Source organism: Rhizobium aureum (assembly GCF_030182495.1).
In the GTDB taxonomy this organism is placed as follows: Bacteria; Pseudomonadota; Alphaproteobacteria; order Rhizobiales; family Rhizobiaceae; genus Rhizobium; species Rhizobium tropici_C.
Genome location: NZ_JAQJCI010000006.1, coordinates 49,495 through 72,961 on the forward strand (window position 1 = coordinate 49,495; position 23,467 = coordinate 72,961).

Genomic DNA, 23,467 nt, shown 5'->3' on the forward strand with positions numbered 1-23,467 from the left:
GGCTGTTTGAAGGAGCCAAGCACGCCGGCTCTCGGACCGGAGTGGGCCGAGAGCCGGAATTGTGCCTGGCGCAGCGTTTGCCGCGCCTCAGCTTTCAAAGGTGTAGTTGGAGAGAGGCATGCTGCGTATCCGCTTGCCCGTCAGCGTCGAAACCGCATTGGCGACCGCCGGCGGGATGGCTGGCAGCCCCGGCTCGCCGATGCCGCCCATCTCCGCCCCGCTTTCGACGATGCGGACGTGGACGCGGGCCATGCGGTCTGGCGGCAAGATCGGATAGAGGTCATAGTTGCGCGCCACCGGCTCGCCGTTCTTGTAGACGGCTTCCTCCATCAGCACCTGCGATATTCCGAGCGCGGTTGCCGAATTGACCTGTGCCTCGATGATCGCCGGATTGACGATGCTGCCGGGATCGATGGCTTCCCAGACGTCGTGCACAACCACCTGTCCGTTGCGGATGGAGACTTCGGCGATCGCCGCCGTATGACTGCCGAAGGGAGAGGCCATGGCGACGCCCCGCGCCCGCTTTGAACCATCGTCCGCGGTGAAGGGACCCCGCTTCCAGCCGCCGGAGAGATCGCCGACGGCTTTCAAGAGATTGCTCAGCCGCTCGTTCTTCTGCAGCAGTTTGAGGCGCATCTCGTAGGGATCCTGCCCGCCCTTGTCGGCCAGTTCGTCCAGGAATGTCTCATAGAAGAAGTCGTTCATGGAGTTGCCGACCGAGCGCCAGTAGGCAAGCATCGTCGGGTTTTTCACATAGATCTGAGCGATACGGTAGTTCGGGATGGCATAGGATTTTCCGGTCAGGCCCTCAAGAGCCGTTGGATCGAGCGAATCCTCCTTGTGGCCGAAAACGCCTTCCGTCGGCCCTTCGCAGGCGCTGATGGCCTCGAGCGCGACCGGCATGCCGCTGGCGTCGAGCGCTCCGCGGAAGCGCACGGCTGCCATCGGGCGCAGCGGATCGCGCAGAAACTCCTCCTCGCGGCTCCAGATGAGCTTGATCGGCCGCCCGACGTCCTTTGCAAGCTGGATGGCCTGCGGATAGGGATTGGCGGACGGATAGAGGAAATGTCGTCCGAAGAAGCCACCCAGGATGGGACTGTGTACCGTCACCTTTGATGATTCAAGCCCGGTCAGCTTGGCGATATCGGCCTGGAATTGTTCGGGCGCTTGATTTGGCATCCAGACTTCCAGGCTGCCATCCGGATTGAATCGCGCCAGTGTGGACGGCGGCTCCAGCTGCGCGTGATGAAGATACTGGCTCTTGTAAGTGGCCGAAACGACGGTCTTGGCGGCATCGAACGCTTTGGCGATGTCGCCGACATTCTCCGCCTCTTTGCCGTTGCCGGGCTCGTTGGCGAGCCTGTCGTTGAAGGCTGCGGTCGAGAAATCCGCCGGCATATAGCGGAAGGCGGGATTTGCATCCGGGCCGGGTTCACGCCAATCGACCTGAGCAGCCTCCGCTGCCCGCTTGGCATTCCACCAGCGTTCGGCAACGACGGCGACGGCACCGGGCAGGCTGTGGACGGAATGCACGCCCGGCATTGCCTTGAGCTGATCCTCATTACGGATCCTGCCGATGGTCAGGCCAAGGCGCGGGGCGTGCTGGACGGCGGCATGCAGCATGCCGTCGACTTTGCAGTCTATGGCGTAGACCGCCTTGCCGGTCGATTTGTCGTGCATGTCCAGCCGCTCGACCGGTTTGCCGATCCAGCGGAATTTGCTCGGGTCCCGAAGCGTTACGCTCTCGGGAGCGGGAACCGGCAGATCCAGCGCCTCGGCAGCGATGTCGCCATAGGCAAGGCTGCGTCCCGATGCGGCATGGATTACGCGGCCGGGCTCGGTGGTCAGCTCGGCAATCGGCGCATCCAGGCGCTTGGCGGCGGCTTGCAGGATCATGTTGCGCGCCAGTGCGCCGAGCCGGCGCATGGTCTCATAGCTGGTGCGCACCGACATGCTGCCGCCGGTAATGCGCATCTTGCCATGCACGACCAGATAGTCGCTGCCTGTCGGGGCATTTTCGACGACGAAGCTTTTCGGATCGGCGTCGAGCTCCTCGCCGACGATCTGAGCCATCGCCGTGAAGACGCCCTGGCCGCCTTCGACGAAGGGGCTCATGAAGCGGATGGCGTTGTCCGGACGGATTTCGAGGAATGCCGGAACGCGCGTGCCGGGCGGCATGGCGGTTGCGGTCTGCTGGGCGCGTGCGCGGCCGACCGGAACGCCGAAGCCGAGCACGAAGGCACCCGCTGCGGCCCCGGCGGAGGTCAGGAGAAAATGCCGGCGCGAGATATTGACCGGAGATCCGGTCGGGAATTCATCTTCCGGAACGAGATTGCGGCTGGTCTCGGTCATAGCGTTTCTCCTTCTTTCGAGGAGAGGTCTTTGACCGCCGCTTCAATCGCGTTGTAGGTTCCGCACCGACAGAGGTTGATCATCGCCGCGGCGATCTCGTCATCGGAGGGATTGGGTGTCTGTTTAAGAAGTGCCGTTGCCGCGACGACCTGCCCCGATTGACAGTAGCCGCATTGCGGAACCTGATGCTTGACCCAGGCAGCGACCACCCGCTTGCCGACGGGGTCCGTTTCGATCGCTTCGATCGTCGTGATCTGGCGACCGACAACGCTATCGAGCGGCGTCACGCATGAGCGCACTACCTCTCCATCGACAAGAACCGAACAGGCGCCGCATTGCGCCAGCCCGCAGCCGTATTTCGTGCCAGTCATGCCGAGCTCGTCGCGGATGATCCAAAGGAGCGGCGTGTCTCCGTCCGAGTTGACCTGATATGACTGGCTATTGATCTGAAGATTCATGAAGCGCCTCCTGAGGCTTTCGATCGTGAACCTTCCATGCCAGGCGCCGTGCGATGATCTGAATGCTCAACAAGCGGATGACGCGTGACTCAGGCTCACAACCCGGGACTATAACACTGAATTCATTTCCCCTAAAAGATTAGTAGGTGAATCGTGATAGCTATTAGAGGCTGGCTTCATAAATCAGCCGCTCGCTCCCGATTAACGGGAAGCGGTGTCCCAGCGGCCAACTCGCATCAGAGGCCTTGAAGGCGGCATCTCCTTGTTTTTAATGCATGATCGCGCAGCTGTGATCCTGTACGTCTTCCCCGCCCATGCCGGGCAGCGCCACGTCCGTCAACACGATAAAGCCGGGGCCATCGGCGAAATTGGCGCCGGTCACCACGAGATTGTGATCGCCCATTTCCTTTGCAGGGTGCTTCAATGTTTTGGCGAGAGCCAGGAACGGATTGAAATCGCCCAATGTCTCGCCCTTGACACGGATCGCCGCGAACTTATGGCCGGCAATCGCATCGGGAAGGGGCGCCCAGTCCGTTCCGATCTTGTCGGCGTCCGCCTTCAGGGCGGCCCGTGCATCGGCGCTCAAACAATCGATATGGATATGCAGCTGGTTCTGCGAGCGGGCCTGCAGCGCGTTGACAGCGAGGCTCATGCCATCGCGCGGGACGGGGCGCGGCAGGCGAGAATCGACATCGCCCTGTTCGGCCCAGGCATCGGCAAAGAAGTTAGGCGTCGCCGGATCGAGAAGATCGGCACTTTCGATTCCGGTGATCTTATCGGTCGGAATCAGGAGAAATTGCGCAACCCCCCGCAGATCCTTCAGCATTGCGTAATGCTCGGCCGTGTTCACCGAAAGGCAGGGCGCAGTCTGCACGACGCATTTGTCATGCACGATCTTCCACAGCACGTCGGAATCGGCAAAGGCCGGTGCGAAAAGGAAGGGAAGAAATGATGCGGCAAGAGCGGCAACGCGGCGAGAGAAAGTCATGGCGTGAAATTTCCCTGGTTCAAACAATTCGGCATTTTTCCAAATTTCGGACGGCTTAGCATAGGCCTATTAGGCCGATGTGACGGCTTGACGGCCGTTGCGCGTCAAATCAGGACCGCATCCCACTGCATATCTGTTCCGCTTCATCCTCACGTAAGGCCGCCCATTAATCCTCTATCCGTCTTCAGCCATCGGCGTCGACGGAGATAAAGGGGCGAAAGAATCCAGTCGGCTGCAGGATCGAACTGGCGATATTGGCGACGATCTGGCCCGGCGCTTCGCTTTTCGCCCTGGCCTCCTTCCAGGCCGGATCAGCCAGGAATTCCGCCCATTTCCGCTCGCGCTCCTCCAGCGATTGCCATTCGAGGAAATAGATGAGGTCGTTGCTGGAGGGCCCGACCATCGTCGTCCAGAAACCGAGGGGACGGATGCCGAGCCGGTCCCAGATCGCCAGCGTCGCCATTTCGAAACGCTCCTGGAGCGCTGGCAGCTTGCCGGGCAAGCAAGTATAGATGCGCATTTCATGGATCATAGAAAATCCTCGTTGAGTGAATTCGGAACAGGCCGGGGCCGTCCCTCAGGGGCCAATTTGAAATAGCTGAGCGATAACAGTAGGCTGTGATTCCTTTTAGTGGTGAATCGAAATGTGTTCCCATGATCTGGATTACTATTGCTCAATTTGAGCATAACAGAGATGCGCTTTATTTTTCAAGTGAGTTGATGGACCGGGAGGGGCGTTGATCGATCCCCTTATCCCACCGGCACCCAGTGGGGCAACCGAGGACAAACAGCAGAGGCTCTTTCGGCCCACCTCCCGCCTATCCTTCATCTCGATCGGTCCAAGTCGCCCGAATGTCGGGGCTTGACGAAAACAAACGAGGCGGTACTTTAAACGGAGGCGCCTCCGTTTATAGGTGGCGTTCCGCGTCTAATTCCGATGAGCCGGCTATTGTGAGGACATGCTGGCAATTCGCCTTCCTGAAAAATCATAGAGCAACCGGTAGACCAACGAACAAACTCTACTAGTTTTCGTAGGTCTCATTTTCGTGACGATGGCAGGAGCCTTATCATGACACGAACCATCCATATCGCACTCGACATCAATGGGCAGCGCCGCGAGCTTGACCTCGAACCGCGCGTCACCCTGCTCGATGCACTGCGTGAACACCTCTCGCTCACGGGCACCAAAAAGGGCTGCGATCAGGGCCAGTGCGGCGCCTGTACCTGCCATGTCGACGGCAAGCGCGTGCTCTCCTGTCTGACGCTGGCTGCGCAGGTGGAAGGCCGCGAGATTACGACCATCGAGGGGTTGGCCGGAGACGCGGGGGATCTGCATCCGGTGCAGGCTGCGTTCATCGAACACGACGCCTTCCAGTGCGGCTATTGCACGCCGGGCCAGATCATGTCGGCGGTTGCCTGCATTCGCGAGGGACATGCCGGTTCCGACGCCGAGATTCGCGAATATATGTCCGGCAATCTCTGTCGGTGCGGGGCCTATAACAACATCGTTGCGGCCGTGCGCCAGGCGGCGGAGGTGGCATGATGCGAAACTTTTCCTATCTGCGCGCCGCATCTGCGGCCGAAGCCGGCCAGGCGGCGCAACAGGCCGGCGCGATGATCCTTGCCGGCGGCACGACGCTGCTCGATCTCGCCAAATGCGGGGTGAGCGAGCCTGACGCAGTCATCGACGTCACCCATATTTCCGGCATGAGCGGCATTGCGGTCGATGCGGCCGGTGCCAGGATTGGCGCGCTTGCCAGAATGAGCGAGGTCGCCGACCATGAGGCTATCCGCACAGCATTTCCGGCGGTCTCGGAATCGCTGGCATTGGCCGCGTCCGCCCAGCTCCGAAACATGGCAACGATCGGCGGCAATCTTCTGCAACGAACGCGCTGTCCCTACTTCCGCGATCCGGGCACCTTTTCCGCCTGCAACAAGCGCAAGCCCGGTTCCGGCTGCGCGGCGATCGGCGGTATCACGCGCAACCACGCCGTGCTCGGAACGAGCCAGGCATGCATCGCGTCCTATCCAGGCGATTTGGCGGTCGCTCTGGCCGCATTCGACGCCGTGGTGGAGACGGATAGCCGCAAGGTCACCGTCGACGATTTCTTCCTTCCGCCCGGCGATACGCCGGACAAGGAAACCGTCCTGAAGCGCGGCGAAATCATCACTACCGTCACTATTCCTGCCTCCGCCGCGGCCCGGAACTCCACCTACCTCAAGATCCGCGATCGGCAATCCTATGAATTTGCTGCTGCGAGTGCCGCAGTCGGTCTGGAGCTTGAATCCGACGGCAGGACGATCCGCGATATCCGCGTGGCAATTGGCGGCGTCGCCACCAAGCCCTGGCGGGCGCATGTCGTCGAGCAGGCGCTGATCGGTAAGGCTCTTGATGCTGAACTCGTGGAGAAGGCCAGCCGTCTCGCGATGGAGGGCGCCGTCGCGCATGGCGGCAACCGTTACAAGATCGAACTCGCGCCGCGCGTCATCGCCCGCGCCATTCTGAAGATGGGAGGTCTTGCATGACCATGATGGAACCCCGCAAACATGGCGATGCTTCCGATGGTACGGTCGGCGGTCGTCAGTCGCGCTTCGAAGGCAATATGAAGGTGACGGGAACGGCGACCTATGCGCTGGAATATCCTGTCGAGAACCTCGCTTACGCCGTCCTTGTCCAGAGCACGATCCCGGCCGGGCGTGTCGTCAAAGTCGACATGTCGGCCGCACTCGCAATGCCGGGCGTACTTCTGGTGCTGACGCCGGAGGACGACCTCGGCCTTAAGCTCGGCGCCGACTGGGGCGGCAACAAGCCCGTTGAAGGTCCCTATTATCCGCTGCCGCGCAAGGTGCAGTTCAACGGTCAGTCGATCGCCGCCGTGGTCGCTGAAAGCCGCGAGCAGGCAACGGAGGCGGCTGGGCTGATCCACATTACCTACGAAGAGAGCGAGCACGTCGCCGATCTCAACGATCCGAATGCCGGCGAAGGCAAGCTGATGGAGCCGCTCTCGGTTGCCTGGGGCGATGCCGAGGCAGCACTTGCCGCATCCCCCGTTAGGATCGAAGCGGAATATTCGACGCCGCGCGAATATCACGTCGCGATGGAGCCGCATGGTCTGACGGCGAAGTGGGATGGCGACCAACTGACGATCTGGGAGCCGAGCCAATGGTCGCATGGCATGGCGCGCATGTATTCCGAATGGTTCGACATGCCCTATGAGAATGTCCGCATTATCTCGCCTTTCATCGGCGGCGGCTTCGGATCGAAAGGGATGCCGCTTGCCTATGGCGCGGTTGCCGTCGCGGCGGCAAGAAAGCTAGGCCGGCCGGTGAAACTTGCGGTCACCCGCCCGCAGAATTTCACCAGCTATGGCGGGCGCGCCGCGACCAGGCAGAAAATCGCGCTCGGCGCGACGAAGGATGGCATCCTGCAGGCGATCGTCCATCGCGGTGCCAGCGAAACCTCGCTCGATGCCGACTGGCCGGAGCAGACGGGGGCGGCAACCTCGATCCTTTACAAGGTCGAGAATTTCTCCTCGCAGCATCGTGTCGTGCCGGTCAACAGCGTGACGCCCGGCGCCTTGCGCGGTCCGGGCAAGAACCCGAGCGCCTACGGCATCGAATGCGCGATCGAGGAACTGGCCTACAAGCTCGGCATGGATCCGCTCGAGCTCAGGCTGAAGAACTATGCCGATCACGATTACCAGTCCGGCAAACCATGGTCGACGCGCCGGCTGCGCGAAGCCTTGACCGAGGGTGCTGAAGCCTTCGGCTGGTCGAAGCGCAGCCACGCGCCGCGCTCGATGCGAGATGGCAAGACGCTGGTCGGCTGGGGCATTGGCTGCGGCACCTTCCCCGTCATCCGGGCACCGAGCGAGGCAATGATCCGTATTCTCGCGAACGGCCGGGTCGAGGTCGTCAGTGGCGCCATCGACATGGGGCAGGGCACCTATACGATCCTTGCCCAGAGTGCCGCTGAGGTCTTCGGCATTCCTGTGGATCAGGTCGAGGTCTATCTCGGCGACTCACGGCTACCGGGTTCGGCGATCGCCGGCGGCTCGATGCTGGCCGGATCGATCATGGGAGCCGTCCATAAGGCTGCGGTCGCGGCGCGCGACGAGCTCATCGGCCTTGCACTCAGCGATGCCAACTCGCCCTTCCGCGATACGGGCGCGAATACGCTGAATTTCGCCGAAGGGCGCATCGTGGCACCGCGCGGCGAGACGCCATCGCTGACGCTTGCCGAACTGATGTCCGCACTGAAACGTGAGGAGATCGAAGTCCGGCGCAATACCCTGCCTGACGGTACAAACGCACAGGAGCAGCTTCAGGCCTGGACCACCATGGCTAGAGTTCAAGGGCCGACCATGGGCGACTATTCGATGCATAGCTGGTGCGCCCATTTTGCCGAAGTTCGGGTCGACGAGGATTTCGGCACGGTGCGCGTCTCCCGCATGGTCTCCGCCTTCGACTGCGGCCGGCTCTATAATCCGCGGCTGGTCGAAAGCCAGTGGCGCGGCGGCATCATCATGGGCATCGGCCAGGCACTTCTCGAAGAAGGGCTTATCGATCAGCGCAACGGGCGCACCATCAACAACAATGTCGGCGATTACCTCGTGCCGACGAATTCCGACATCCCGGATATCCAGGTGATCTCCGTCGGCGTGCCGGATTTCAACGCCTCGGCGCTTGGCGGCAAGGGCGTCGGCGAGGTGGGCATCGTCGGTGTGGCGCCGGCGATTGCCAATGCCGTGTTCCATGCCACCGGCAAGCGCGTTCGCGACCTGCCGATCACATTGGAAAAGCTGCTCTAAGGGCAGAAGGTTCGAGCCGCATTGCGCAAAGCGTGCGGCTCGAATTTTTCGAGGTTGAGCCAGTTCCGATTTGAGCGAACGAGCGGCCGCAGATTTTCCTGCAATCTTACCAGGACGTGGGAACGACTCTGGCGCATTCTCGATGCGCTCAGTCAGCACCCTGGAAAAAACTTCTCCTCTCTCGTCGATAAAAAATATGGATTGGCTTCTCATCGATAGCCTCTCTGCCATTCTGTGCCCCGAGCGAGGGTGACCACAGCAAGGCCAGAGCCGAAGCTGTGTTGTCCGCGTCGCTACCTCGCATAATTTGATCGACAGGAAGACAATTCATGACCTACCGCCCCGATCCGGAACGCTATGACTCGGCCCATTTCCGCCGCGTCGGTCGAAGCGGCCTCAAATTGCCCGCCATCTCTTTCGGCCTCTGGCACAATTTCGGCGATACGACGCCTCTCGATACGCAAAGGTCGATCCTGTTCAAGGCGTTCGATCTCGGCATCACGCACTTCGATCTCGCTAACAATTACGGCCCGCCTGCGGGAAGCGCAGAGATCAATTTCGGTCATATCCTGAGACAGGATCTGGCCGCTTATCGCGACGAGCTGATCATCTCCTCCAAGGCAGGCTGGGACATGTGGCCGGGTCCCTATGGCCGTGGCGGCGGATCGAAGCAGGCGCTGCTTGCCAGCCTTGACCAGAGCCTGACCCGGCTTGGCGTCGACTATGTCGATATCTTTTATTCCCATCGCTTCGATGCGGAGACGCCGCTGGAAGAAACGGCCGACGCACTTGCCCAGGCGGTCCGGCAGGGCAAGGCGCTTTATGTCGGCGTATCGTCTTATTCCGGCAACAAGACGCGCGAAATCGCAGCACTCCTGAAGGAACGTCAGGTGCCGCTCCTGATCAATCAGCCGGCCTATAATCTCTTCAATCGCTGGGTCGAGAAGGATTTGCTTGCCGCCTCGGACGAAGTCGGAGCCGGTATCATCGCCTTCACGCCGCTCGCTCAGGGCCTGCTCACCAACAAGTATCTCAACGGCGTTCCGGAGGATGCCCGCGTCAATCGGCCGGGTGGGGACTTCCTGCGCCCTGAGCATTTGAAAGAGGAGAATATCGATCGCGCCCGGGCGCTCAACGAGATCGCCAAGCGTCGCGGCCAGTCGCTGGCCCAGCTTGCCATCGCTTGGGTTCTCAGGGATCCACGGGTGACGTCGGCCCTGATTGGTGCAAGCTCGGCACGTCAGGTCGAGGAAAACGTGGCCGCCCTGAACGATCTCACATTCAGCCCGGAGGAGCTCGCCGAGATCGATCGTTATGCCGTCGAAGGCGGTATCAATCTTTGGGAAAAGCCCTCGCACGACGAGGCCGTCTGATACGACGGCAGCATCTGCCCGAGATGTCGGGCAGATTGCCTTGCGATGAATAGCAGGCTGAGGGCAGGCTGTTCCTCAGCCGCCATATTCGATGATCTCAAGTCCGGCATTGTAATCCGTCGCATAGATCAGGCCATTGGCGTCAACGAAGACGTCGGCGGACTGGATGACCTTCGGCCGGCCGGGACGGCGGTCGGTCATGACAGTCGGCCCCGCCGGCACGAGAGCGCCGGTTTCGACAGGATGATAGGGGTCGGAAATGTCGAAGGCGCGAATGCCGGCATTCTGCCAAGTCGCAAAGATCAGGGTTTCGGAGACGAACGAGCCGGGCCGGTTTTCATGCAGATTGTGCGGTCCGAAATGACCGCCCTTCTTCGCGTAATCTATTTCGGCCGGGATCGGGAAGGTCGAGACGCTGATCGGATTTTCGGGCACGCGGATGTCGAAGACCCAGGTATGCTTGCGGCCGTCTTCCTCCTTGTCCAGCACGGCTTCATCCGCAACGACAAGAAGATCGCGGCCGGGAAGCGGCAGCGGCGAATGCGTGCCGCCGCCATAGGGCGGGCACCAGTTATGGTGCTTGATGAGCCGGGGGGCGGAATGATCCTTGACGTCGAGAAGCGTCAATCCGCCGTCGCGCCAGCAGGCATAGGCGGTGTCGCCATGGACAAGTGCATGGTGCAGGGCATAACGCTTACCTTCGCCCCAATCCGGCGTTTCTCCCGCCGCCTTGTTCATGCCGGGAAGCCACCACCGGCCGACAAGTTCGGGCCTGGTTGGATCGGCCATGTCGATAGTGACGAAGATATAGTCGGTAAAGCCGTCGAGCAGCGCCGAGGCATAGGCATAGCGGCCGCCGACATACCACAGCCTATGAAAGCCGACGCCTTCGACATCCAACTGGCCGATCTTGCGCGGACGGTTGGGAATGGAGATATCGAACACGCTCATGCCCGCGGTCCAGGCGCGCTCACGTTTTCTGGAGGCGACTGTCTCGCCGACGGATTGCGTGTAATAGGCCTTCTCGTCCGTGAAGGTTTCCACGTCGGCAAAGAGGTCGAGCGCGTTGATGACCAGCAGCAGGTCGTCATGCGTCTGCAGATGGATGTTCCAGGTATTTGCCGGCGCCGGCACGTAATTGACCGTCTGCGGGTTCTTCGGGTCGCGCACGTCGACGATCGAGAGGCCCTGCGACCAGGGATGGGCGACATAGGCGTAGCCTCGATGAACCATCAGCTGCAAGCCATCGCCGCGGCCGCCGATATCGCTATGGCCGATCAGTTTCATGTTGCGGGCAAAGTCGGGTTCAGGCAGATCGGTCGATGCCATGGGACGTCTCACGCTCAGGGGAATGAAAAGGGCCGCCCGTAGGGGCGGCGCCTGTGAAAGCAATTGATAAGGCTCAGTTCTTAGCCGCCGGAATCCAGCTGGCTGTTGCGGCATCGCTCTTCAGGAAGGCCGGGAATTTCTGCTGCAGTTCTTCGATCGTGCCGATCTTGTTGTTGATGAGATCGTCACGCGTGATGAGCGTCGGCTGCAGAAGAACGGAGCGGCCCGGGGACTGGCCGGCAATGGCAAGCGAAACGGCGCGAACGGAAACTTCGCCGACGACGGCAGCGTTCGTGGCAGCGGTAGCGACCCAGGCGCTGTCCGGCTCGACCATCAGCTGGATATCGGCAGTCGAGGTGTCGACACCATAGATCTTCACCTGGCCGGAAAGGCCGAGCTCGTCGATGGCGAGCTTCACGCCCTTGGCAAACTCATCCCACGGCGTAAAGATCACCGAAATATCCGGATTGGCGCGCAGGACGGCCTTGGTCTGGTCGGCCACGGAAGCAGGCACGGTGTCATTGACCACGCCCCAGACGGCCTTTTCCTTCAGATTGTGCTTGACAATGAAATCCTTCCACACCGCATAGCGGCGGTCGAGCGGCGCAAAACCGGCAACGTAGACGGCACCGCCGGTGAACCCGTCACCCTTATCCTTCACGGCCTGGTCAAGCACGAGCTTGGCCATATCCCTGTCGCTCTGTTCGATCTGCGGAATTTGCGGATCGTCGAGGTTGACGTCATAGGCGACGACCTTGATGCCTTTGTCGAGCGCCTTCTGCGCGACATCCTTCAGGACTTCGGGGCGGCCATTGTTGATGATGATGCCGTCGACACCGAGATTGATCGCCTGCTCGACGAGATTGCGCTGCGTGTCGTTGTCATTGCGGGCCTGGGAGACGGTGAGGTTGACGCCAAGCGCATCCGCCTGCCGCTTGACACCGGCCTCGAAGGCCTGCAGCCAGTCGCCGCTGCCCAGGAAGCTGACGACAGCAATATTGACGGTCCTCTTGTCGAAGGGAGCGGGCGCGCCGCTGAGGCCTGCCGCCGATGCCGAGGTCATGAAAAGCGAGCCGGCGACAATGGCCGAAGCGATGGCTTTGAATAATTTGATCATTGAAAATCCATTGAGTGTCGAGTTGGGACGGATGCCGGGATCACGCCTTGCTGCGGCTGATCCCATAGGTAAGTGCAAGCGCACCGACGAGAACGGCGCCCTTGATGAAGTCCTGCGTGTAATAGGGCGCATTCAGCATCGTCAGCCCGTTCAGAAGCACGCCGACGAAGACGGCGCCGATCGTCGTGCCGAGAACGTTGGGGCGGCGCAGTCCCAGCACGGCAAAGCCAATGAGCGAGGCTGCCACGGAATCCATCAGCAGCGAGGCGCCGGAGGAGACGTCGCCACGTCCGACACGGGCAGCGACGATGATGCCGCCAAGCGAGGCGAGAGTGCCCGAAAGCACGTAGGCAAAGGTCTTCAGGCGGGCGATATTGGCGCCGGCGAGCCTGGTCGCGGCTTCATTGCCGCCGGTCGCATAGAGAAGGCGGCCAAGGCGTGTGCGCTCCGTGAGGACGTAGAGCACGAAGGCGACGATCAGCATGAGGATGACGGGGAAGGGAATGGTGCCGAACAGGCTCGACCGTCCGATCGTCAGGAAGGCAGGGTCAACCTTGCCGGTTGCCGTCGTTCCATCGGGAAGAATGAGGCCGACGGAGATAGAGCGCCCGGCGGTTGGGATCAGCTGCAGCCCGGTCAAAAGAAACATGGTCGCGAGCGTGGCGAGCAGATCCGGTACCTTCAGGCGAACGATCAGCAAGGCATTGACGAGCCCGACGATCGCGCCGAAAGCGAGCACCAGCGGCACCGTCTCGTAGGCGTTGAGATTGAGCACGATCATGGCATAGCTCGCCGCCATGACACTCGAGGCGGCGACCGCACCGACGGAAAGATCGAAGCCGCCGATGGCAAGCGTCACCGTAACGCCCGCGCCGATGATGGCGACCACCGAAACCGCCTGCAGGATGCTCATCAGATTGTTGATATTGATGAAGGCCGGCTGGGCGAGGCTGAAGATGATGACGAGGGCAAGGAGGAGGAAAAATACAGCCCCCCGCCGTACGAATTCACGTGGCGATATCGCGCCGTCTACTGCCTTTCCCTCGGGGATCTGGATGGTTCCTTCACTCATCAGGCATATTCCTCGTTCTGCCGATCGCCGTCACTTGCGTGAGCGACCTCTTTCAGTGTGTGATGCTCCATCAGCACCACCCGGTCGGCGACTTCGAGCGCCTCTTCCGGATCGGATGTGGCAATCAGGGTGGCGCGATCGCTATGGGCGCGGATGGCGGCGATAATGTCCTGGCGGGCACCGACATCGACACCCTGGAAGGGTTCGTCGAGCAGCAGCAGGCGGCTCGGCTCCGCCTCCCAGCGCGCGAGCACGACCTTTTGCTGATTGCCGCCGGAAAGCGACCAGACGGATGCGTCGGGACCAGACGCCTTGATGCCGAGGCGCCGAATGGCCTTTTCGCCCTCACGAGTCTCTCGCCCCGAAAACAGGAAACCCGATGGATACCATTGCTTCAGGTGCGGCAGGCTGATCGTGGAGGCGATGCTTTCGCCCGGCCAGTCCAGCGGCATCAGCGAGGAGCGATGCCGATCGGCGGCAGCCATGACGACGCCGCGCGCGATCGCCTCTGCGGGCGAGGCGGGCTCAAAGGGGGCGCCATCGAGCAGCGCGTTGCCGGCAGCGAAGCGTTCGAGGCCGAAAAGGGCCGAGAGAAGCCGGCTTTTGCCGGCGCCGAGAACGCCGGTAATCGCTACGACTTCGCCGGCATGAAGCTTGAGATCGATCGGCGGGCTGCCGGCAAGCAGCCGCACGCCCTGAAGCTCCAGCACGGTTTGGTCGAACCGTTCGCGGCGATGCGGACGAGCGGCCGTCATCGATCGTCCGATCATGGTTTCGATGGCAGCGTTAAAATCGATGGGGCGTGTAAAGTCACCGACATTGCGGCCGCCGCGCAGGACGACTACGCGGTCGGCCAGCGCATCGAGATCGGCGGTTCGATGCGAGATATAGAGAATGCCGAGGCCGCGCGCTTTCAGTTGGCGAACGATATCGTAAAGGCGCCCTGTCTCGCGTGCGGAAAGGCTTGCCGTCGGCTCGTCCAGGATCAGAAGCTGCGCCTTGTTCGAGAGGGCTCGCGCAATGGCAACCATCTGCCGGTCCGCCGTACCGAGGTCGCCGAAATCCCGATCGAGCGGCAGGTCGAAACCGGCTTCCGAAAGGATGGTCGCCGCCTTTCGCCGCACCGTACGCTTCGACAGGAAGAAGGGCTGTCGTCCATCGACGAATTGATTGAGCAGAAGGGCATCTGCCATCGAAAGGCCCGCCACGCCGACGACGTCAGTGGATTGGTGCACGGTGACGATGCCTTGGGCTACGGCCTCGGCTGGACTGTCGGCGTGATAATCATTGCCGTTCCACAAGATCCTGCCTGAATCGGCGCGGTGAATGCCCGACAGGATTTTCACCAAAGTCGATTTCCCAGCGCCGTTGGCTCCCATCAGCGCGACGACTTCGCCGCTGTCGATGGTGAGCGACGCGCCCGCCAGGGCCTGCGTCGAGCCGAAGGCAAGCGAGAGATTTTGAATATCCAGCAAGGTCATGCGTGCAGGCTCGATGATTGTCTGCGACAGCAGTAAGCCACTGCCGCCCAATCACAAGGATCGGCCTTGCTTTGTTGATTTATTCTATAGAATAAATTTTCATTTGGTTTTGCTTAGGTTTACTGGTGATCTCCGTGGGTTGGGAATGAGATCAATCAAACAATATGCCGCTCTGCAGCGCGTGAGTTTAATTTGTCCGAAATGCCAAGGGAGCTGAAAAACCCTTCCTTTAGTCTACTAATTTTATAGACAATATAAAAGCTCGGATATCGCGAATTTCCGTAGTCGTGACGGCATTGGTTTCGCCATTCGGATATATGCGCCAGGAGTTTTTATGGACACAGTTCTTTACCTTGCATCCCTTGCGGCCCGACCGAGCTTCGCTGCAAGCCGACGCATTTGGCCGATCCTGCAACATGTCCTGGCAGGCCTCATGGTGCTCTTTTCCCTCTTGCTATTGCTGCACGCTTTTTGCGGTGCCTGAACGCGCGTCGATCAAGGCCTCCCAAGGCAAGCGAAGAAAAGCCCGGCCCGCAACAGCGCAGGCCGGGCTTTCCAGCGTTACTTGATGGCGTTGAGATCGATACCCTTGGTTTCGCGAACGAAGATAAGGCCGATGACGAGCGTCATCGCAGCGATCGCGATCGGGTACCACAGGCCGTAATAGATGTCGCCCGTTGCGGCACTCATGGCGAAGACCGTTGCCGGCAGCAGGCCGCCGAACCAGCCATTGCCGATATGATAGGGCAGCGACATGCCGGTATAGCGGATGCGGGTCGGGAACATCTCCACCAGGATCGCGGCAATCGGGCCGTAGACCATCGTCACATAAATGACGAGGATCGTCAGGATCAGGATGGTCAAAGGCCAATTGATGGCCGAGGGATCGGCAACCATCTTGAAGGCGCCGCCGTTGGCGATGGTGTAGACCGGCATCTCTGTCGCGCCGCCAGCTTGATCCGCCGTCAGCAGTTTCGCTTTGATGAGATCGGCAACCGGGGTCACCGTCTTATCGCCCGCTCGCACGGTTGCGGCGTTCAGCCCGAGTTCCGGGTTGGCGGCGATGAAGGCATCGAGCTTGGCGTCGGGAACCTTGGCGGCGTCGCGCGCCAGCGGGAAGCCGGCCTTCTGCAAGGCAAGGTTCATGTCATGCGTGAATGCCGCGCTCTTCGCTGCTGCTCCGGCACCTGCCGCCGTTGCGTCATAGGAGGTTATGGTCGCGTCGCCGACCTTGATCGTCGCCGGCTGACCGGCTGGACCTTCGACAATCGTATAGGGCACGGAAGATTTCGCCAGGAAGGACGTGGCGATATCGCACGAATTGTTGAACTTGGCGGTTCCTACGGGATTGAACTGGAATGTGCAATCGCCGGGAGCTGCCGTCACCGTGGCGTGGACCGTCTGTTCCGCTTGGGCGAGGGCGGGGTTTGCGGCGTTGGTCAGCGCCTTGAACAGCGGGAAATAGGTGAGGATCGCCAGCGCAAGGCCCGCCATGATGATCGGCTTGCGGCCGATCTTGTCGGACAGCCAGCCGAAGAACACGAAGAAGCCGCTCCCGATCAGAAGCGCGATCGCGATCATGATGTTGACCGATTGGCCGTCGACCTTCAGCACGTTCTGCAGAAAGAACAGCGAGTAGAACTGGCCGGCATACCAGACGACCGCCTGGCCGGCAGTGAGGCCGAGCAGGGCGATGAGGGCGATTTTTGCGTTCTTCCATTGGCCGAAGGCTTCGGAAAGCGGCGCTTTGGAGCCCTTGCCCTCTTCCTTCATCTTCTTGAAGGCCGGCGATTCGCTGAGCGAGAGCCGAATCCAGACGGAGATGGCGAGCAGCAGGCAGGAGAGAAGGAAGGGAATGCGCCAGCCCCAGGCCGCGAAAGCCTCCTTGCCGAGGGCATTCTGGACAATCAGGATGACGATCAGCGACAGGAACAGACCGAGCGTTGCCGTCGTCTGGATCCACGACGTGTAGTAGCCGCGCCTGTTGTCGGGCGCATGCTCGGCGACATAGGTGGCGGCACCACCATACTCGCCGCCAAGCGCCAGGCCCTGCAGCAGGCGCAGGATGATCAGGATGACGGGAGCGGCGATGCCCCAGCTTGCCGAGCCGGGCAGAACGCCGACCAGGAAGGTCGAGAAACCCATGATCAGGATGGTGACGAGGAAGGTATATTTGCGTCCCACGAGGTCGCCGATGCGTCCAAAGACCAGGGCGCCGAATGGCCGGACGAGAAAGCCCGCGGCGAAAGCCAGCAAAGCGAAGATATTGCGGGTCGCCTCCGGATAATCGCTGAAGAAGGTTGCGCCGATGAAAGCGGCCAGCGACCCATAGAGATAGAAGTCGTACCATTCGAACACTGTGCCGAGCGAAGAGGCGAAGATGACCTTCTTCTCTTCCCTGGTCATGCCTCGACCGTTCGTCTCGGCCACGGACGTGGATGCCATGAATCAATCCTCCCAATTGCACCAGGGACATGGTCAAAAGACCCGTGTCATGTCCCCCATAATGACATTACGCAGGACTTTCCTGCCGATGGGCGCGGAAAGTCGCGCCAGTGGGTGCTCTCCCGATTTCCTCCCCCGGGAGATCACGCACCTGATGCATTTGCGAGTGTTGGCTAAAAATTGAAAATTGCAATGCCTGCAACCGCTGTCGCTATGGAAAACTGTGCGTAAAGCATCAAGAAATACGAATATATCGCTACGGGGCGCTAATACGGCGTACTCGCGGCACGGGGCCGGCGCCAGGAAGACTGGCATCAGCCGTATCTGAAATGTGCCGCGTGCCGGAGGTCACAGGTCCGCGTCTGCGCCGCTCTGGGCCTGTCTCACGCCGGCTGCAGCCGCAGGCGCCGGATCGGCGGAAAGGCAAGGGCGATACCGGCGGCCCCCAGACCGACCATGGACGAACCGATGAACAGCCACGAATAATTGGCGAAGCTGTCGAATATCCAGCCGCCGATCAGCGGCCCGGCCGCCATGCCGATGCTCGAAAGCATCGATGCCGCGCCGAAGACGGTGCCGATGACACGCGGCCCGAAATATTCGCGGGCAAGCACCGCATAAAGCGGCATGACGCCGCCATAGGCGCTGCCGAAAACGATCGCCAGTGCATAGAATTCGCCGAGTTCGCTGACCAGCAGATAGGTGGCAAGTGCTGCCGCCTGTACCAGCAGACCGGCGATCAGCACCGGTTTGACGCCGAGCCTGTCGGCAAGCGTACCATAGAGCAGGCGGCCGCCGAGCCCGGCAAGTCCCTCGACGCTGTAGATGCTGACGGCAGCCATAGGGCCTACGCCGCAGATCGTGGCGTAGCTGACCATATGGAAGATCGGTCCGGAATGGGCCGCGCAGCAGGCAAAGAAGGTGGCGCCAAGGACGATGAATTGCGGCGAGCGGAAGATCTGGCCGAGCGGCACGCTCTTCTCCTCCGCCTGCCCACCCCAGCCGGAGGTCTCCGCCAGAACGGACGCGCACCGCACCAGCAGGGCAGCCGGGATCAGAAGCACCCACGCCATGAGACCGATGACAAGCATAGCGAAGCGCCAGTCATAGGCGGAAATAAGGTAACGGGCGAAAGGCGATACCGTCATCGGCGCGACGCCCATGCCGGCCGACACCAGCGACACCGCCAGGCCTCTTCCCTTGTCGAACCATGCGGTTGTCGCCGCGATCATGGGCGCGAAAAAGGCGCTGGCGGCGAGGCCGACGAGAATGCCGTAAGTCAGCTGGAATTGCAGGAGCGAGCCGGCGCGGCTCGCCAGGACCAGTGCAAGCCCGAGCAGCAGCGCACCGATCGTCACCACGATGCGGATGCCGAAGCGGTCACTTGCCGCACCCCAGGCGAAGGCGCCCAAGCCCATGGTCAGGAAATTCAACGTCATGGCGGCGGCGATGCCGGCATGCGACCAGCCCGTGTCGGCGGCAATCGGCACCTGAAAGATCGCTAAGGAAAACATCGCGCCGAGCGCAACACAGGTCATCAGCGCACCGGCACCGACGATTACCCAACGATAGGACGAATTCATTTCGCAGCTCCTTCCAGCCCGGTTCGGCGCGAGAGATCGGATAATATCCTTTCTCACCATGTCTGGAATAAAGACGATTGCGTCGGGACGATTTCGACATTGCCGCCGGAAAAATTTTCATCGGCTGCGCGGGCGATACGTTTGAAAGTCTGGCGGCCAGATCGCCCACAGGGCGCGTGTGCCCCGGCGTGAGGAATCCTCGGTAGCTTTAAGCGGTAGGGTGATACCTCTCCTTGAGGGGAGAGGTCGCCGCGTAGCGGCGGGTGGGGGTGACAATTGCTTGGCTGCAAAGGTTGCGGCGATCACCCCACCCCGGAGCTATGCTCCGACCTCCCCCACAAGGGCAGGGTGAAAATCAGTGTACCGGAGCAACCAGCGAGAAGAACGCGCCTTGCGGGTCGGTGGCCTGGACGATCCAGCCCCATGTCGAAATCGGACCTAGGTTCCCCACCGAACATCTCGCAGACGCGATGGCCCTGTCAGACATCGGTGTCGTTCCGCAGTCATGAGGACGCCGATCTGTCGGCATCGCGTTGCAACCGCTGTCGGCACGTCGGCACCCGGAATTTAATCTTGAGCTCATATACGGCTGCTAAAACAGCCGCCTCGATGCTGGAAGACCCTGCTTCGCAGCCGAAGGCGAGCTCAAGCAGCTACAAATGATTTACAGCCTCAAAGCAATACCGAACCAGATCTTTACGTCATGGAGCGGCATATTCAATGGCTCATATCGTCATCATTAATCCGCGTTTCGAAACCTCCTATTGGGGTATGGAACACGCGCTTCCGCTGTTCGATGTGAAGGCCAACCTGCCCGTTGCCTGTCTGCCGCTGCTCGCGGCGCTAACGCCCGCGGAACATACCGTTATACTCTTGGACGAGAATATCGAACCGATCGACTACGACCTTTGCGAGAAAGCCGACATCGTTGCGCTGACGGGCATGATCGTCCAGCGCTTCCGGATGACGGAAATCCTGATCGAGCTCAAACGACGCAATTGCTTCACCGTCGTCGGCGGACCTTGGGTTACGGTCAAGGAAGACTATTTCGGCGATCTCGTCGATGTCTCCTTCATCGGCGAAGCGGAGGAAACCTGGCCGAAATTCCTGCGCGAATGGCGGCAGGACAACCATGCGCGGCGCTACGAACAGTCCGACAGAACGGATATGAGCAAGGTGCCGGTGCCGCGCTTCGACCTCCTGAAGATGCATGAATATGCCGTCGGCAGCATCCAGTTCTCGCGCGGCTGTCCCTTCACCTGCGATTTCTGCGATATCATCGTGGTCTTCGGCCGCAAGCCGCGCATCAAGACCAGCGCCCAGGTCATCGCCGAGATGGAGGCTCTGCTGGCCGCTGGAATGGATACGGCCTTCATCGTCGACGACAATCTGATCGGTAACAAGAAGGCGATCAAGGAGGTTTTGCGCGATGTCGTCGCCTGGCAGGAAAGACGTCATTATCCGATGACGTTCCTCACCGAAGCGTCGATCGATCTGGCTGACGATGCGGAGCTGATGCAGCTGATGGTCGATGCCAATATCCGCGTCGTCTTCATCGGCATCGAAACACCGAACGAGGAGGCGTTGCGGGAAACAAAGAAGCTGCAGAACCTGCGCAAGGGCGGCACCATGCTGGAAAAGATCCACGCGATCCAGCAGACCGGCATGGAAGTGTGGTGCGGCATGATCCTCGGCTTCGACAGCGACGATGCGACTATTTTCGATGCGCAGCGCGTCTTCATCAAGGATGCGCGCATCGTCAACGCCATGATCGGCATGCTGGCGGCGATTCCGAAGACGCCGCTCTACACGCGTCTTGCCAAGGAGGGGAGGCTCGATCACGATGATCCGCCCGCCTTCGGCACCAACGTCATTCCGCTCAATCTTTCGCGTGAAACGCTGCGGGATGGATATCTTTCCGTCCTTAGCGATCTGCATCAACCGACGGCTTACTTCGACCGGCTGGATGCGCTTTACATCGATGCTCATATCGAACCGGAAAGCACCCGCTTACGGCACCTTCGTCGCCATCCTTTGCGGCTGCTGGTTCTCAACGCAACATGGGCGATGGAGGCGGCTGGAATTTTCGTTCGCCTGATGCGTGGTGTGAAGGAAGCGGATCTGCGCGCCGTCTATCGCCGGCGGCTTCTCAATCTGCTGCGGCATCGCCGCTCTCCGATCATCCTGCAAATCTACGCGATCAAGTGTGCCATGCACTACCATGCCCATATCATGGTCCAGCAGATGCGCACCGGCGGTGGCATCGTCAACTCATTCTAGCGACGCTTCGGCGAAGAGCTTCATTGCAACGAAGCCTGTTTTGTTGTTGCGCCGGCGCAACACCAGGCGTGAGATTCCTGCAATTCGAAATTGTGGGGTTGCCGTTTTTCCGATCTCGCGTATTATATACCCATCCGCAAATCAAACAGAGGAGGCGTGACATGCATCATACACGAATGTTTACATACGTCTCCGGCGGAATGCTCGTTGCTGGCTTGGTATGCACCATGCCAACCACACGACGAGCTTTTATTTAAAGCCAATAAAGGCTTTATCTACCGCCGTTTAGGCACTTTTCCCATAACTGCATCGTGACCTGCCCAGGGAATGAATCCGCGCATGTTTTGCGCGCTTGCTCCTGAAGCCGGTCAAGCTTCAAGAGGACCTGGCTGCGTAATTGCGCCAGGAAGGACGATGACGCATTCACAATTTTTAGTTGCTGACAGTTTGACGGCGACGATCGACGAACTATGCCAGAAATTCGGTGTCTGGAGGACCGCAAGGGCTCTGCTGCTTGTCGTCTGGAGGCAGCGGCAAACGCGCATGCAGGTGTCCGAACTATCGAATCATCAGCTTCGTGACATTGGTCTGCCGGAGCGGGAGGACACTCCGAGCCAGTTCAATTCCCTGGCGCTACACCTGCGCCGCTTCGGTTAGGCCGAAAAGGATGGGCATGAGCGCTTCATCCCATTCCGCCGATCGATTCCGGCCCGGAAATAGCCTTGACCGACAACGTCCAGGGTATGAAACGCATGATCGGCGGCGCAGACCCGAATGGTTCTGTACGCCGCCGGTTACCATAAAAATGGCTTCACCGCCATCAGCGGGGGATGGCAATCGATGGTCTCCCCTGCTGTGGCGCGAACGATGACCGTTGACATATCGCTCTGTTCGATCGTGGACGGAGTGCAGGTCATCGCGCAGGAAGCAGCGACATTCGCCGCTTTGGCAGCCATCATCCTGGTCTATCTTCTGCTCGTTGCTTTATTCCGTCTTCGCCGGCCAAGCCGCACGCGGTTTAGCCAATTGCCATGCCTTCGGGTTACACGGTCAGGACCGCATATATGACGCCGCCGTTTTCACCGCGCGTGACCGAAACATCCGTGACCGGGTGCTTGACCTTGTCGATGATCGACTGCACATCCTCATTCGTTCGCCAGATCAACGGCCAATTCATGAAGGTTTCCATGTAGCCTTCGACGCCGATATCCTTTGCGAAATTCGCGAGAAGGAACTTGCCACCTGGCTTCAGCATCTGCAGGCAGCGCTCCGTCAGCCGAACGGCGACGCTTTCGGCAAGATAATCGTAAAGACCGGCTGCATAGATGAAATCGAACGTGCCAAGCTTCTGCGCGCGCCCGAGAATGGTGCGGACAGAGCCGTTGATCGCTTCGATGCAGCTGCCATGGAAGGCCGAACTCACGGTACCGACGCTGACGGGATCCTGATCGAGCGCGATCCAGCGCTTGAGCCTGCCGCTTTGCAGAGCCTGGGAGCGCTCCGCTTCACGAAGGTGGCCAGCCGCAATCGCCAGGATTTCGGCCTTGTCGTTCTTTTCGGCCACCGCATCGACATGCGCCGCCAGAAGATCACGCCTCTCCCGCACGGCAACGGCGGACGCGGCTTGCCGGGTAAAATCGTAAACTTCGGCGCCCAGCGCCGAGGCTTCCTTCACCTGTTCGGCGACGGCCGGATGTTCATAAATGAAGTCCAGCAGATAGGCATCGCCGCTATAGCCGCGCGGCTTTTCGAAGGACCATCGGGTCAGAGGGTCCTGAAGCAGGAAGGACGAAACTGGATGCGTCTGCGCAGTGGCGGTGAGATGCGTCCAGGTCCGGGGCGTCACCTTGTTCTTCAACGCCTGCAGGCGCTCCGTCAGGGCTTTCATGATGCCCTGAACCGGTGCACTGGCTTCAAATGCCTGCTGTGCCAAAGAGAGAATAAGGGCAAGTTCGGCCTCGCCCTCTTTAATTTGCTCGGTTGTAAGACTGTTACTCGATGATCTCGTATGTTTCGAGATGGATTGCGCGGTAACGAGGCTATAGCCATCAAGAGCAGTTTGAAATTGTTTCAATTTTAAACGAGTCCGTGAACACTCCGCAAACCATATCTCAGATAAAAAATGAGCGCTATGGTTTTGTTAATGTCACTGCGGCAACGCTGTCGTTATCAAACGGA

18 protein-coding genes are annotated in these 23,467 nt (G+C 60.4%); 6 read left to right on the forward strand and 12 right to left on the reverse strand.

All coding sequences use genetic code 11. The features are described 5' to 3' along the window. Nucleotides 1-87: 87 nt before the first annotated feature. From PH552_RS16445 to PH552_RS16460, 4 genes are all read right to left on the reverse strand, one after another. On the reverse strand, nucleotides 88-2,352 hold the full coding sequence (locus tag PH552_RS16445) for a xanthine dehydrogenase family protein molybdopterin-binding subunit (protein ID WP_112342472.1): 2,265 nt from the start codon (nucleotides 2,350-2,352) through the stop codon (nucleotides 88-90). After that, the gene (locus PH552_RS16450) at nucleotides 2,349-2,810 is read right to left on the reverse strand and encodes a (2Fe-2S)-binding protein (RefSeq protein ID WP_112342471.1); all 462 of its coding nucleotides are present in this window, start codon (nucleotides 2,808-2,810) and stop codon (nucleotides 2,349-2,351) included. The genes PH552_RS16445 and PH552_RS16450 overlap by 4 nt, the downstream gene beginning before the upstream one ends. Nucleotides 2,811-3,078: 268 nt before the next feature. Next, nucleotides 3,079-3,798, reverse strand: coding sequence for a CDP-diacylglycerol diphosphatase (locus tag PH552_RS16455; RefSeq protein ID WP_112342470.1), 720 nt, complete (start codon nucleotides 3,796-3,798; stop codon nucleotides 3,079-3,081). Nucleotides 3,799-3,982: 184 nt separating this feature from the next. Next, nucleotides 3,983-4,330: an NIPSNAP family protein gene (locus PH552_RS16460; protein WP_112342469.1), complete on the reverse strand. Its 348-nt coding sequence runs from the start codon at nucleotides 4,328-4,330 to the stop codon at nucleotides 3,983-3,985. A gap of 537 nt (nucleotides 4,331-4,867) precedes the next feature. Between PH552_RS16460 and PH552_RS16465 the strand changes: the two genes are divergently transcribed. The 4 genes from PH552_RS16465 to mgrA all read left to right on the forward strand — a co-directional run bounded on the left by PH552_RS16465 (nucleotide 4,868) and on the right by mgrA (nucleotide 9,982). After that, the gene (locus PH552_RS16465) at nucleotides 4,868-5,341 is read left to right on the forward strand and encodes a (2Fe-2S)-binding protein (protein ID WP_112342468.1); all 474 of its coding nucleotides are present in this window, start codon (nucleotides 4,868-4,870) and stop codon (nucleotides 5,339-5,341) included. Further along, nucleotides 5,341-6,324 (forward strand): FAD binding domain-containing protein, encoded by a 984-nt coding sequence (locus PH552_RS16470; RefSeq protein ID WP_285166201.1) that lies wholly within the window; start codon nucleotides 5,341-5,343, stop codon nucleotides 6,322-6,324. The genes PH552_RS16465 and PH552_RS16470 overlap by 1 nt, the downstream gene beginning before the upstream one ends. Next, nucleotides 6,321-8,609: a xanthine dehydrogenase family protein molybdopterin-binding subunit gene (locus PH552_RS16475; protein ID WP_112342467.1), complete on the forward strand. Its 2,289-nt coding sequence runs from the start codon at nucleotides 6,321-6,323 to the stop codon at nucleotides 8,607-8,609. The genes PH552_RS16470 and PH552_RS16475 overlap by 4 nt, the downstream gene beginning before the upstream one ends. Nucleotides 8,610-8,938: 329 nt before the next feature. Further along, entirely contained in the window at nucleotides 8,939-9,982 is a 1,044-nt protein-coding gene (mgrA, locus tag PH552_RS16480) for an L-glyceraldehyde 3-phosphate reductase (protein WP_112342466.1), read from the forward strand. Between the two features lie 75 nt (nucleotides 9,983-10,057). Here the strand turns inward: mgrA and PH552_RS16485 are convergent, their stop codons facing one another. The 6 genes from PH552_RS16485 to PH552_RS16510 all read right to left on the reverse strand — a co-directional run bounded on the left by PH552_RS16485 (nucleotide 10,058) and on the right by PH552_RS16510 (nucleotide 19,009). After that, complete coding sequence (locus PH552_RS16485; RefSeq protein WP_112342465.1) at nucleotides 10,058-11,311, reverse strand: LVIVD repeat-containing protein; 1,254 nt, start codon at nucleotides 11,309-11,311, stop codon at nucleotides 10,058-10,060. Between the two features lie 73 nt (nucleotides 11,312-11,384). Next, nucleotides 11,385-12,428, reverse strand: coding sequence for a substrate-binding domain-containing protein (locus PH552_RS16490; protein ID WP_112342464.1), 1,044 nt, complete (start codon nucleotides 12,426-12,428; stop codon nucleotides 11,385-11,387). A 40-nt stretch (nucleotides 12,429-12,468) separates the two neighbouring features. Beyond that, nucleotides 12,469-13,500 carry an ABC transporter permease gene (locus PH552_RS16495; protein ID WP_112342463.1) on the reverse strand — a complete coding sequence of 344 codons (1,032 nt, stop codon included), beginning with the start codon at nucleotides 13,498-13,500 and terminating at the stop codon, nucleotides 12,469-12,471. After that, nucleotides 13,500-14,981 carry a sugar ABC transporter ATP-binding protein gene (locus PH552_RS16500; RefSeq protein ID WP_112342511.1) on the reverse strand — a complete coding sequence of 494 codons (1,482 nt, stop codon included), beginning with the start codon at nucleotides 14,979-14,981 and terminating at the stop codon, nucleotides 13,500-13,502. Before PH552_RS16500 ends, PH552_RS16495 begins: the two co-directional genes overlap by 1 nt. A 561-nt stretch (nucleotides 14,982-15,542) precedes the next feature. Continuing rightward, nucleotides 15,543-17,426 carry an MFS transporter gene (locus PH552_RS16505; RefSeq protein WP_112342462.1) on the reverse strand — a complete coding sequence of 628 codons (1,884 nt, stop codon included), beginning with the start codon at nucleotides 17,424-17,426 and terminating at the stop codon, nucleotides 15,543-15,545. A 383-nt stretch (nucleotides 17,427-17,809) separates the two neighbouring features. After that, nucleotides 17,810-19,009, reverse strand: coding sequence for an MFS transporter (locus PH552_RS16510; protein ID WP_285166180.1), 1,200 nt, complete (start codon nucleotides 19,007-19,009; stop codon nucleotides 17,810-17,812). 720 nt (nucleotides 19,010-19,729) lie between these two features. Here PH552_RS16510 and PH552_RS16515 point away from each other — a divergent pair. Further along, nucleotides 19,730-21,289: a B12-binding domain-containing radical SAM protein gene (locus tag PH552_RS16515; protein ID WP_112342460.1), complete on the forward strand. Its 1,560-nt coding sequence runs from the start codon at nucleotides 19,730-19,732 to the stop codon at nucleotides 21,287-21,289. Nucleotides 21,290-21,703: 414 nt separating this feature from the next. Then, nucleotides 21,704-21,946 carry a YjiS-like domain-containing protein gene (locus PH552_RS16520; protein ID WP_112342459.1) on the forward strand — a complete coding sequence of 81 codons (243 nt, stop codon included), beginning with the start codon at nucleotides 21,704-21,706 and terminating at the stop codon, nucleotides 21,944-21,946. A gap of 137 nt (nucleotides 21,947-22,083) precedes the next feature. Here PH552_RS16520 and PH552_RS16525 read toward each other — a convergent pair whose 3' ends face one another. Together PH552_RS16525 and PH552_RS16530 are read right to left on the reverse strand one after the other, a co-directional pair. Next, on the reverse strand, nucleotides 22,084-22,248 hold the full coding sequence (locus PH552_RS16525; RefSeq protein WP_162736959.1) for a hypothetical protein: 165 nt from the start codon (nucleotides 22,246-22,248) through the stop codon (nucleotides 22,084-22,086). Nucleotides 22,249-22,331: 83 nt separating this feature from the next. Next, nucleotides 22,332-23,363 carry a class I SAM-dependent methyltransferase gene (locus PH552_RS16530; RefSeq protein ID WP_112342458.1) on the reverse strand — a complete coding sequence of 344 codons (1,032 nt, stop codon included), beginning with the start codon at nucleotides 23,361-23,363 and terminating at the stop codon, nucleotides 22,332-22,334. Nucleotides 23,364-23,467: the final 104 nt, after the last annotated feature.